At 68.0% G+C, this 11,904-nt stretch carries 9 protein-coding genes and 1 pseudogene; 3 read left to right on the top strand and 7 right to left on the bottom strand.

The window, feature by feature from the left end; all coding sequences use genetic code 11:
- Nucleotides 1-21: 21 nt before the first annotated feature.
- The gene (locus T428_RS0120375; protein WP_025737939.1) at nt 22-876 is read right to left on the bottom strand and encodes a CbiQ family ECF transporter T component; all 855 of its coding nucleotides are present in this window, start codon (nt 874-876) and stop codon (nt 22-24) included.
- Complete coding sequence (locus T428_RS0120380; RefSeq protein ID WP_025737940.1) at nt 873-2,840, bottom strand: ATP-binding cassette domain-containing protein; 1,968 nt, start codon at nt 2,838-2,840, stop codon at nt 873-875. Before T428_RS0120380 ends, T428_RS0120375 begins: the two co-directional genes overlap by 4 nt.
- A gap of 199 nt (nt 2,841-3,039) precedes the next feature.
- On the opposite strand from T428_RS0120380, the gene T428_RS0120385 reads away from it, so the two are divergent.
- Both T428_RS0120385 and T428_RS0120390 read left to right on the top strand, forming a co-directional pair.
- Complete coding sequence (locus T428_RS0120385) at nt 3,040-3,519, top strand: MarR family winged helix-turn-helix transcriptional regulator (RefSeq protein WP_025737941.1); 480 nt, start codon at nt 3,040-3,042, stop codon at nt 3,517-3,519.
- A gap of 46 nt (nt 3,520-3,565) precedes the next feature.
- Nucleotides 3,566-6,025 (top strand): ATP-binding cassette domain-containing protein, encoded by a 2,460-nt coding sequence (locus T428_RS0120390; protein WP_051465296.1) that lies wholly within the window; start codon nt 3,566-3,568, stop codon nt 6,023-6,025.
- Here T428_RS0120390 and T428_RS34965 read toward each other — a convergent pair.
- Genes T428_RS34965 through T428_RS0120400 form a run of 3 tightly spaced genes read right to left on the bottom strand, consistent with a single transcriptional unit; the run spans nt 5,997 to nt 7,839 of the window.
- Nucleotides 5,997-6,362 carry an esterase-like activity of phytase family protein gene (locus tag T428_RS34965; protein ID WP_245605006.1) on the bottom strand — a complete coding sequence of 122 codons (366 nt, stop codon included), beginning with the start codon at nt 6,360-6,362 and terminating at the stop codon, nt 5,997-5,999. The genes T428_RS0120390 and T428_RS34965 overlap by 29 nt on opposite strands.
- On the bottom strand, nt 6,305-7,117 hold the full coding sequence (locus tag T428_RS29800; protein WP_245605007.1) for an esterase-like activity of phytase family protein: 813 nt from the start codon (nt 7,115-7,117) through the stop codon (nt 6,305-6,307). Before T428_RS29800 ends, T428_RS34965 begins: the two co-directional genes overlap by 58 nt.
- Nucleotides 7,117-7,839 carry a VIT1/CCC1 transporter family protein gene (locus tag T428_RS0120400; RefSeq protein WP_025737943.1) on the bottom strand — a complete coding sequence of 241 codons (723 nt, stop codon included), beginning with the start codon at nt 7,837-7,839 and terminating at the stop codon, nt 7,117-7,119. The genes T428_RS29800 and T428_RS0120400 overlap by 1 nt, the downstream gene beginning before the upstream one ends.
- 106 nt (nt 7,840-7,945) lie before the next feature.
- Between T428_RS0120400 and T428_RS29805 the strand changes: the two are divergent.
- Nucleotides 7,946-9,877: pseudogene (locus tag T428_RS29805) on the top strand (acyl-CoA dehydrogenase family protein).
- Nucleotides 9,878-9,886: 9 nt separating this feature from the next.
- Here T428_RS29805 and T428_RS29810 read toward each other — a convergent pair.
- On the bottom strand, nt 9,887-11,329 hold the full coding sequence (locus T428_RS29810) for an MFS transporter (protein WP_245605008.1): 1,443 nt from the start codon (nt 11,327-11,329) through the stop codon (nt 9,887-9,889).
- 62 nt (nt 11,330-11,391) lie between these two features.
- Nucleotides 11,392-11,865, bottom strand: coding sequence for an LppP/LprE family lipoprotein (locus T428_RS0120415; RefSeq protein WP_025737944.1), 474 nt, complete (start codon nt 11,863-11,865; stop codon nt 11,392-11,394).
- Nucleotides 11,866-11,904: the final 39 nt, after the last annotated feature.

An 11,904-nucleotide genomic window follows, 5' to 3' on the forward strand; every position in this document is an offset into this window, starting at 1 on the left:
GCTTACGCTACGCGAAGCCCGTTAAATCGGGGTGATATGCAGCATCGTCTCGACCACCACCGAGGCTGCGCCGGCCGCGACGAAGAGGGCCAGGGTCACCCAGTCCGTCGGTTTGGGCCGGGCCGGGGAGGCCGACAGCTGGCCCGCCCCGCCGCGGGCGGTGATCGCATCGCCCATCTCATCGGCGCGCCGCAACGTCACGACCATGGCCGTCGCGAGCAGGTCGATCAGTTCACGGCCCTGCTGCTGGCGCCGGGCCCGGCGCGTGGGCGGCGCCTCCTTGGGGCGCAGCCGGCGGGCGGCGTAGAGCACCTGGAATTCCTCGATCAACATCGGGAAGGCGCGCAACGCGAGGGCCAACGCCGCCGCCCATTCGTCGACCGGGATCCGGAATATCTTCAGCGGCCGGCCCAAAGTTGCCAGTGCGGGCCCGATTTCGGCGACGTTTGTCGTCCAGGACACGATCGCCCCGAGGGTGAGCAGCAGGATCGTCAGCGCGGTCATCCTCAGGAAGTGCAGCGATCCGCCCAGGCCGACGTGCAGCCCGCCCACCGACACCACCGGACTACCGCCGGCCAGCGCGGCCGTCACAAAGCCCAGCACGATGACGAGCCACAGCCAGCGTGGCATCGTGGGCAGCGCACCGCGGGGAATGTGCGCGAGCCGCACCGCCGCCACCGTCAGGCCGCCGAGCAGTCCGATGGTCACCCAGCCCGGATTGAAGGTCAGCAGTACGGCGGTGCCGACGACGACCAGAATCTTGGTGCCGGCCCACAACTTGTGCATCGCGGTATTTCCGGGCACCGGAACCAACAGCACCACCGGGCGAGAAGGACGCTTCGTCTGGGCCTTGGCCGGTGACTCGGTCGCGCTCATGCCACGCCTCCCGTCCTGGTCGGCACCGATTCCAGCACTCCGTCGCGCAGATGCAGGGTGCGCGGGCAGATCCCGTCCAGGCCGACGCTGTCATGTGAGATGATTACCAGGGTCAGACCCTGTTCACGGCGCAACCGGTCCAGCAGCTTCAGCAGGCCGCGTTGGCTGGCGACATCCAATCCGGCCAAAGGTTCGTCGAGGATCAGCGCGCGCGGTGAGCGCGCCAGCAGTCCGGCCAGCACGACCCGACGCATCTGGCCACCGCTGAGCTGGTCGATGCGCCGTCGGGCCAACGCGGGCTGCAACCCGACCAGACCCAAAGCCGCGGCCACCCGGGCTTCGTCGTCGGGCGAAAAGCCTGCTGCCGAAGCTACTTCCAGGTCGACGTGGCTGCGCATCAACTGCAGGCGGGCCGACTGGAACGCCAACGCGACCACGCCCACATGCTCATGAGTGGGTTCGCCGTCGATCAGGCAGGAGCCGGTGGTGGGGACGGTCAACCCGGCCATGATCCAGCCCAGCGTCGACTTGCCCGACCCGTTGTCGCCATGGATCAAGACACCGTCGCCCTGCTCGGCGACGAAGTTGACGTCGCGCAGGGCGATCTTGGCCCACGGTGTGCCACTGGCATATTCGTGCCCGACGCCGGCGAGTTCGATGGCTCCCGCGTCGTGCCGCCGGGCCGCCACCGCAGTGGGCAACGGCGCGTCGGTGTTTCCCGCGCGGGTGTTGTCGGCCGACTCACTGAGGTTGATCATGCGGTCGGCGGTGGCGGCCTCGTTGTCGAAGTGGGTGATGTGCACCAGGGCCGTCCGGTGCCGCTTGCTCAGTCCCGACATCACGCCCAGCAAGGCATCGCGGCCCTGCTGATCGATCATGGAGGTGACCTCGTCTGCGATGAGCAGTGCGGGTTCCCGGGCCAGTGCCGCGGCGAGTGCCAGGCGTTGCAACTGCCCGCCGGACAGACTTGCCGTGTCGCTTTCGGCGAGGTCCTCGAGCCCGACCTCACGCAGCAACCGATGCACGTCGACCGTGGCGTCCGGCGGCAAACCCCACACCACGTCGTCGGCGACCCGGGTGCCCAGCACTTGGCTCTTCGGGTGTTGCAGGACGAGTGCGGTGCCGCCGAGCTCGCCCAAACCCACTGTGCCGGGCCGATGTACGGTTCCCGAGGTCGGTCGCCGGCCGGCCAGGATCAGCATCAACGTCGTCTTGCCGGAGCCGTTGGCGCCGGTGACCGCGACGTGCTCGCCGCCCCGGACTTCCAAGCTGACCTCGGGCAGTGCGTCTTGAGCGGCCCTGGGGTAGCGGAACCGCACCCGCTCCAGTCGCACCGGCACCGGGCCGATCCGGGCATCCGCCGCCGCTTCGGTGTCGGGTGGATCCAGCTTGTGCACATCGGGGATGTCGCCCATCCGCTCCAGCAGCCGAGACAGCGCCGACCAGCCGATCAGCGTCACGACCACGACCACGAAAACCAAGTAGGGCAACACCAGCCACGGCCAGTACTGCAGCCCCTCGGCGACGTAGCGCTTCAAGGTCTCGGCGACGTTCGGCAGATGCACCCAGCGCAGGAATGCGGCGACACCGTCGACGTTCGCGGTCAGCACGCCAAAGATCAACTGCCGCAACCGAGTCAGCACCGCGAATACGGCGACCCAGGCCGAACCCCAGGCCAATCCGGCGGCCAGCGAGGACAGGATCACCGTGGGTACACCCCGGCCCTTGCGTTTGACGATGCCGCAGATCCCCCCGACCCAGGCGGCGTCGACGACCATCGCGGAACTGCCCAACCCGGAGATCAGGAAGGCGATGACCGCCGCGGCGACGGCCGAGGCGATCAGCACCCGAGGACGGAAGCGGTAGGCGAGCAGCCCCATGGGCACCGTGCCCAGCACCCCGAAGCCCTGAGCGAACGGGATGACCGCGGCGATGATTGCGGTCACCGAACAGAGCGCCCCCATCACCGCGGCCTGAGCTAATTCGTTCGGCTGCAGCGGACCTTTCGTACTGTGCCGAAGCGGGCGCGCGGTCACTTTCTCGATTGTGCCAGGCCGGTACCGGGTGTGCCCTCGCGATGGCGGCTCTTTGCTGACCCGTGACAATTCTGCGCACGGTGACAGCCGTTGGTCTCGCATAGCAAAGCTATGCAAGCATGGATACATGGACAACGTTGTCGACACCGCAAACGGCGCGCCGCAGCAGGGGCTGGGCGCAGACCTGCTCGCTGTGGTCGCGCGGCTGAACCGACTGGCTACGCAACGCATCCAAATGCCACTTCCTGCGGCACAGGCCAGACTTCTCGCCACTGTCGAAATGCACGGAGAAGCGCGCATCGGCGACCTTGCGGCGGTCGATCACTGTTCTCAACCCACGATGACCACCCAGGTACGTCGGCTCGAGGACGCCGGCCTGGTTAGCCGGACCGTCGATCCCGGGGATGCCCGTGCGGTCCGGATCCGCATCACCGCCGAAGGGCGACGCACCCTGAACGCCCTTCGGGCCGACCGCGCCGCCGCGATCGAACCGCAACTGGCGATGCTCGAGCCGGCCGACCGCGAAGTGCTGACCGAGGCGGTCCGGGTGCTGCGCCGGCTGCTCGACAATGCCGCGGCGACACCGCGCCGCCGCAACACACTGTGACCGGCCCTTCTCGGTCGACGCCCGCCGCCAGGTAGACACTTAGTCAGTGGCTTCCGCGTTCCCAGCCCCATTGCTCACTGTCTTCGTCGGCTCGAGGAGGTATGTCGTTGCCCCGGGCCGCGACGTGATCGTGGCCTACGGCGACTGGTGCGACATCCCGCTGGACCGCCTGGGCTTCTCCGCCCCGCCCCCGCCGACGCCGCAGCCCGATCTGCTGCTGCACTTTGCCGAAGCGCGCTGGGTTGCCATCGACCGAAGTCGCGGCGGCATCTTCGTCGACGGGGCCCGGGTTGCGACGGTCGACATCCGCGACGGCCAGGCGATCGCGCTGGGTGATCCGCAGCGCGGGCCACGACTGGTGTTTCGGCTTGGCGCGCCAGCCGGCCCGCCGGGGCCGCCGCCCGGTCCCCCGCAACGCCTGCCCTACCCGCCGCCACCGCCTGGGCAGCGGCCGCCGATACCACCGCCGCCGGTCCCGCCGAACCAACCCCCGCCGCCGATGCCGACGCAGCGGGAAACCCAGCGCATGCGGATCACGCCCTCGCGACAGCCGACGGTCGAGCGCCCCCTTCCGCCGACCGGACCGCCGCCACCACCTCTAATGCCGCCGATGCCGCCAGCACCACCGCCTCCCGCAACCGCCGTACCTGCGGCACCGCCCCCGCCCGCGCCCGCCGTACCTGCGCCACCGCCCGCGGAACCGCCGGTCGCACCGCCGCAACCGCCCAAAGGCCGCGGATTGATCGAGCGGATGACGACACGAAAGCTGCGCGCCGCCCGTCCGGACACCACCACCAGTTTTCGCACCGAAGAGCCGAGCACGACCTACCGGTTGCCGCTGGCGACCGGTGCCCGCACGGTCGGCGTCAACGCCTACCGGCTGGGACTCACCGCCGACGGGCACGAGGTGCTCGCGGAGGTGTCCTTCACCGCGCGTCCGGCCACACTGACCACGATCGTCGGCCCGTCGGCCGCCCGTAATTCGGCGCTGCTCGAGATCCTCTCGGGCAGCCGGGCACCCGGCACCGGGCAGGTCACCGTCGACAACCACGACGTCTACGCCGAACCCGAGGCCATGCACACCCGCATCGGGATCGTCGGGCGCGAGGAACGCATGCACCGGCGGCTGACCGTCGAACGCGCCCTGAGCTACGCCGCCGAGCTGCGGCTGCCCCCGGACACCCCGCCCGAGCATCGCCAACGGGTGGTCGACCAGGTGCTCGAGGAGCTGGAACTGACCCCGCACCGCGCCACCCGCATCGGCAAGCTGCCGCCGGAGCTGCGCCGCTGCGCGTCGGTGGCGATCGAACTGATCACCCGACCCAGCCTGCTGGTGGTCGACCAACCCGGCATCGGGCTGGACGCCGAGCAGGAAGCACGGGTGATGGCGGTGCTGCGACGGCAGGCCGACCTCGGCTGTGTCGTCGTGGTGGCCACCACGTCGCCGGCCCACCTGACCAGCTGCGACCAGGTTCTGCTGCTGACGGCGACCGGGACGCTGGCCTTCGCCGGGGCGCCCCTGCAGATCGAGTCCGCGCTGGGCACCGCCGACTGGTCCGAAGCCCTGGCACGGGTAAGCGCCGAGGCGTTCAGCGCACGACAAAGTCCCTCGGAACCGCCCGAGGTCGCGGCACCCTGGCCGCTGCAACGATCACTCAGCCTGACCCGGCAAGCCTGGTTGGTGGCGCGGCGCCAAGCGCGGCTGCTCGTCGCCGACCCCGTCTACACCTTGTTCTTGGTGGTGCTGCCGTTCGCATTGGCGGCGCTGACCCTGCTGATTCCCGGCGACTCCGGCCTGGGTCGGCCCGGCCTGACGAGCCACAACCCGCACGAAGCCGTCGAGATCCTGGCCGCGCTCAATTTCTCCGCCGTGCTGGTGGGCACCGCGCTGACCATTCGCGAACTGGTCGGCGAGCGGCGCGTGTTCCGGCGCGAGCAAGCCGTCGGGCTGTCGACGTCCGCCTATCTGGCCGCCAAGATCCTCGTCGCCAGCGCGGCCGCGGCCATCCTGACCGCGGCCCTGTTCGCCATGGTCGTCGCCGACAAGGGCCGGCCGGTGCGCGGCGCCGTGCTGCTGCAGAACGCGACCGTCGAGCTGTTCGTCAGCGTGGCGCTGACGGCCATCGTCTCGGCGATCGTCGGACTGGCGCTCTCGGCGCTGGGCAAGTCGCTGCGGGAGGTTCTGCTGCTGGCAGTGCCGGTGATCCTGGCGTCGGCACTGTTCGCCGGCGGCCTGATCACGCTGGTCGGCACCTGGGGCTACGACCAGATCTCCTGGTTCGTCCCGGCCCAGTGGGGATTCGCGGCATCCGCCTCGACCGTCGACTTGCACCGGGTCGACGGCCAGGCCGCCGACATTTTGGTGTGGACGCACTATGCGGGCTGGTGGATGTTCGACGTCATCGTGCTTGCCGTGTTCGGTGCGCTGTGGGCCGGGTTTGCCCGGTACCGGCTGCGGCCGCCGGCACCTGCGGCGACTACATCGCGAACAGCAGGAACTGAGTGATCCCCCGCGGTGAAAAGTTGTTGTCGCTGACAAAGACGACCGGCTGCCGGCCGTCGGCCAATTTCGGCCCCAGCGTGATGCCCTCGACGTTGCCCAGCGGTGACAGGCCCGGCGTCGCGGTCATGTCCACGGCCAACGACTTGACCATCGGTGTCAGCGTCACATCCGTCAGCGACGGCATGTCCAATACGTTTGTGGCAGAACCGATCTCGGCCCGGTAGACACGGATGGTCTGCGGCATCGAATCGGTCCGCTCGATCACCAGAAACGACGTATCCGTCAGCGCGACCAGATCCGAGACGCCGTTCTCGTCGGCGGGCGGCGTGGGCGGTTCCATCGGGTAGGCGTATTGCGCGGTCGGCATTCCGGTGGCGACGTCGAATTTGTGAACCGGGTCAACACCCGGTGCCCGTCGCCCGTCTCGGGACCGTCGTTGTAACCCGGGTCCTCCATCGCGGCGAACACCGACCGACCGTCGGGGGTCAGCGTCACTCCCTCCAGCGCCCGGTTGCGCCGCGGTCCGGTCTGCTGGGCGGACATGGCCAGGTTGGACGGCAAGGTGAACTGGCCCAGGTAGGCGCCGTCGAGTCCCGCGGTCCGCACCCAGGGGTCCAGCAGCACCGGGCCCTCGGTCAGCCGCTCGCCTTCCGAACTCCAATACAGCCGTTGCCGGGCGCGGTCGAACGCGATGCCTTCCGGGTCGGGCGGCACCACCGGCGGCGTGGTGTTCAGCGCCTGCGGCCGAAACGGCTGCCCCGACCGATCCAGCAGCGGACGGGTCGCGGTGAAGATAACGCCGCCAATCTCCTTGTCCGACAACGACAATTGCACGGTGTAGAACCGGGCCGGATTTCTTTCCGAACGGTCGTCGCTGATCACGTAATAGAGCTGACGCTCGGGGTCGTAGCTGAGTGCGGACAAACCGCCGATCACCGTGTCCGCGAAGGTGGTGCCAAACTCGACCTGCGCCTGACCGAGATAGGCCAGCACCGGGCGCGGCGGGCTCGGCGGAGCCGACGGGCGCGCCGCCTCGCAACCGGCGAGCAGCCAGGCGATGCAGAACCCGGCCAGCGCGAGCAGCCGCCCCGGCATCAAATGACTGCCGCCACCAGCAGACCCAGCAGGTAGGTGGCGGCCACGGCGACCCCGCCGAACAACAGTTGCCGGGTCGCCGCCCACCACACCGGCTTGCGCGTATAGCGGGCGGTCAGGCCGCCCGCGATCAACAGCCCGACCGCACCACACGCCAGGCCGACCGGCAACGACCCGTATCCGAGCAGGTATGGGATCAGCGGAACGATTGCCCCGATCGCGAACATGAAGAAGGACGCCAGCGCCGCCAGCCGCGCCGACGGCTTCTCGGCGGGATCCAGGCCGATCTCCTGCACGAGATGGAAACTGACGGCCCGGTTCTCGTCCTTGTGGATCTCGTCGGTCGCCGTGGCCGCCGTTTTCTCGCTCATGCCCATCTCGACGAGCATGTCGACCAGCTCGGCCCGCTCGGCCTTCGGTCGGCAGCGCAGGGCGCGCCGTTCGACGTAGGCCTCGGAATCGATCTGCTCGTTGGACGTGGTCACCGACGAGTATTCGCCCAGTGCCATCGAGAACGCGCCGGCCAGCAGACCGGCGATACCGCTGACCAGCGTGGTGTGGGCGCTCTCGCCGGCGGCCACACCGGCGATCAGGGCGCTGTTGCTGACCAGGCCGTCCATCGCGCCGAAGGTGGCCGCGCGCAGCCAGCCGCCGCTGACATCGGGATGGGTGTGCCCGACGTCCAACGCCGGGTTCTGGGATGGGGTGTCGGGCTGGGACATGACGACATCTAATCGCATCCCGCGCGCCCGCACGGCTGATCTCCCCGCCACGCGATCGACACCTGCGGTTTATTCCCGTGGCGGGGATGGCACGTTACCGTCGGTTATGGCGCCAGACACGACAACCATCGCCGCACACCTGCGCAACGCGTTGGACGGACGTTTCCGCGACGCGAAGAACCACACGCGGGATGGCTGACCCAGGATCAGTTCCGTCCGCACTACACGCCGAACACCGTCCTGGCCGGCGCCAAAGTGCTCGAGCAAATGAAGCTCATCGCCGCCGCGGGCATCCCCGACGAAGGCTTCCGCAAGGAGCACGGCGGCACCGGCGACGTCGGCGCCACGATCACGATGATCGAGATGCTCGCGATGTCGGATCTATCCCTGATGGTCAAGGCCGGAGTGCAGTGGGGCCTGTTCGGTGGCGCCGTCGAGAACCTGGGCACCGAGCGCCACCACGAGCCGTATGTGAAAAAGCTCATCAACCTCGAGCTGCGCGGGTGCTTCGCGATGACGGAAACCGGGCACGGCAGCGACGTGCAGGCGCTGGAGACGACGGCGACCTACGATGCCGAAACCGAGGAGTTCGTCATCGATTCCCCCACGCCGTCCTCCCGCAAGGATTACATCGGCGGGGCCGCCGAGACCGCAACGGTGGCGTCGGTTTTCGCGCAGCTGATCACCACCGTGGACGGCGAGCCGGTCAACCACGGCGTGCACTGCGTGCTGGTGCCGATTCGCGACGCCGATGGCAACGACCTGCCCGGGGTGACCACGTCGGACTGTCATTACAAGGGTGGCCTGCCCGGAGTGGACAACGGCCGCATCATGTTCGACAAGGTCCGCGTCCCGCGGGTGAACCTGCTCAACAAGTACGGCGACGTCGCGCCCGACGGCACCTATAGCTCCCCGATCGAGAATGCGAACCGGCGGTTCTTCACGATGATCGGCACGCTGATCCGCGGCCGGGTCACGGTCGGCGGCAGCGCGGGTAACGCCGCTCGCGTCGCATTGGACATCGCTACTCGATATGCGTTGCAACGCAAGCAATTCAGCGCTTCCGACGGCGACGGCGAGGTCCTGATCATGGACTACTTGGTGCACCAGCGGCGGCTGTTTCCGTTGATAGCCAAGTCATACGCGCTGCAGTTCGCCCAGAACGAGCTGGTGTCCAAGTGCCACGACCTGCAGACGTCGGACTTTCCCGACGCGGAGGAACAGCGCGAGCTGGAATCGCGCGCGGCCGGACTAAAGACGGCCAACACCTGGCACGCGTCGAAGGCCCGAAGCCTGCGGCGGCGCCGGCTACATGGCCGAGAACCGGCTGATCGCCCTGCGCGTTGACACCGACGTGTTCACCACCTTCGAGGGCGACAACCACGTGCTGACCCAGCTGGTGGCCAAGGAACTGCTGACCGCCTACGCCGACGACATCAAGAGCATGAGCCCCGTCGACTGGGTACGGTTCGCCGCCAACACCGTCGGCGAGCGCGTGATGAAACGCACTGCGGCCGAAGCGATCATGCAGACGATCATCGACGCCCGCCAGGACAGCAAAGAAGAGGCCAGCCTGTTCAACCGCGGCACCCAGGTCAACATGTTCGAAGAGCGCGAGCAATACCTGCTGTCGTCGGTCGCGCGGCGGCTACAGGGCAAGTCCAAGGAGATGTCGGAGTTCGACGCCTTCAACGCCGTGCAGGATCACGTGCTGCACGCGGCGAGCGCACACATCGACCGAATCGTGTTGGAAGCCTTCGTCGCCGGCATCGACGGCTGCGAAAACGAAGCGGCCCGTGAGCTATTGGAGATCCTCTGCGACCTGTATGCGCTGTCGGTGATCGAAGACGACAAGGCCTGGTACATCGAGCACGGCTACCTGTCGACCGGGCGGGCCAAGGCGGTCACCCGCGGCATCAACGACCGGTGCCGGGCCCTTCGCCCGCACACCCGGACGCTGGTCGACGGCTTTGGCATCCCGGAGCCGCTGCGCTACGCCGAGATGCTGCACCCGGAGAACCTGCCCGACGCCGACTGACCTACCGGTTCAACCACCGTCGACCGCATCGGCAAGGCCGCGGTCGGCGGGCACGTTCGGCGGCCGGCGCACGTATCTGACCCAGGTCAGCACTGCGGCAGCGATATAGCCGGACAGGAAGATCCAGAACGCCGGCGTCATGGTGCCGGCGCTGACATAGGACTGTCGCAGCGCCACGTTGATCCCGGCGCCGCCCAACGACCCGACGCCGGCGACGACGCCGATGACGATGCCCGAGATCACGCGAGACCATTGACGCTGCTCGGTCTCGCTCATATCCAGATGCCGGCCGCACGTCTGGAAGATCGTCGGGATCACCTTGTACACCGAGCCATTGCCCAACCCGGCCAAGGTGAACAGGGCGAAGAAGCAGGCCACGTAGCCGGCCATCGTCGCGCCGCTGACCGGCCCCGCGTGCGGATCCTCGATGGTGCCGACCGTGATCAGCGTCGCGGCGACCAGAGCCATACTGACGAAAACCGCGCACGTGACGCGGCCGCCGCCGAGCCGGTCGGCCAACCGGCCGCCGTAGATGCGCGACAGCGCGGCGAACAACGGTCCGATGAAGGCCAGTTCGGCGGCATGCAGCGCGGCCCGGGAGGTGGTCTGCCCGCCGGCCACGAAACTGGTCTGCAGTACCTGGGCGAACGCGAACGAGAACCCGATGAACGACCCGAAGGTCCCGAGATACAGCAGCGAGAGCAGCCAGGTGTCGCGGGTGGACACCACCGCCGACAAGATCGCTCGCAGCCGACCCGGCTCCACGCGGTGCTGGGCGACGTTGTTCATGAAGAACGCGGCGCCCAGACCCGCGATCAGCAGCAGGGCGAGGTATAGGCCGCACACCCAATACGGCTGCCGGTCGCCCGCGGCGGCGATGACGATCAGCCCGACGATCTGGATCGTCGGCACGCCGAGGTTGCCGACCCCACCGGCGATTCCCAGCGCCGCACCCTTGAGTCGCTGCGGGTAGAAGGAGTTGGCGTTGCTTGCCGAGGCCGCGAAGTTCCCGCCACCCAGGCCGGATAGCCCCGCGCACACCAGGTACGGCCACAACGGGAGCCCCGGATGAGCAAGCAGCACCATCGCGCCGATCATCGGGATCACCAACACGAACGCCGAGAACATAGCCAGGTTGCGGCCGCCGAAGACCGCGGTTGCCACGGCATATGTCGGCCGCAAGCATGCGCCGACCAACGTTGCGGTGGTCCCGAGCAGCAGCTTGTCGCCAGCGGAAAAGCCATAGACCTCGCGGGGCATGAACAGTGCCATCACCGGCCACAGCGCCCACGTCGCATAGCCCAGGTGCACGATCACGGCAGACCAGAACAGGTTGCGCCGGGCGATCGTCTTGCCACCGGCCTCCCAGGCCTGAAGATCTTCTGGGTCCCAGTGTGAGAGGTGACGTGACCCACCCACTCGCGTTGCCGTTCGAAGGATGTTGGCCCGCACTGTAATCCCTTCGATACCACTGCCGAATCTCGCGGAATACCGGAACTTGGTGTGCGGTAAACCTATTGGTGCGGAATCTTGCCCAGCGCTTGCAGCGTGCCGTCCGGACCGATGTGGAACTTAACGGTACCGATTCCCCTGGGACAACAGGCTTCGTCGTTCCCGGTCTGCCATCGATACTGAACCGTGACCGCATCGTTGTCGCCGTCGGGCAAAACGGTGATGTAGGGCTTGGAGTTTGGCGTCGCAGTGCCCAGCGGCCGGTCGTGGTCGAAGAATACGAGCTGCTGCGCAGTCGACTCGGTGGCGATGGTCGGGATGACCTGCACCCAATACAACCGGCAATTCTTCGTGTGCCCGCGGCCGATCTCAACCCAACTCGAACCGAAGACCTCGACGGGAATCGCGGCGATCGCCCGGCGCATGGTCTCCGCACTCGGCCCGTCGGACTCCTTGCAGGTATCCGCCGACCGCGACGCCGGCGATGCGGTTGGTTTCGCGCCGCAAGACACGGCCAACAAGGCCAGAAAAATCACAAAGTGGTGGCGCACAATGTGAGCTTAGCGAAAACTGTG

It is taken from the genome of Mycobacterium genavense ATCC 51234 (genome assembly GCF_000526915.1).
In the GTDB taxonomy this organism is placed as follows: domain Bacteria; phylum Actinomycetota; class Actinomycetes; order Mycobacteriales; family Mycobacteriaceae; genus Mycobacterium; species Mycobacterium genavense.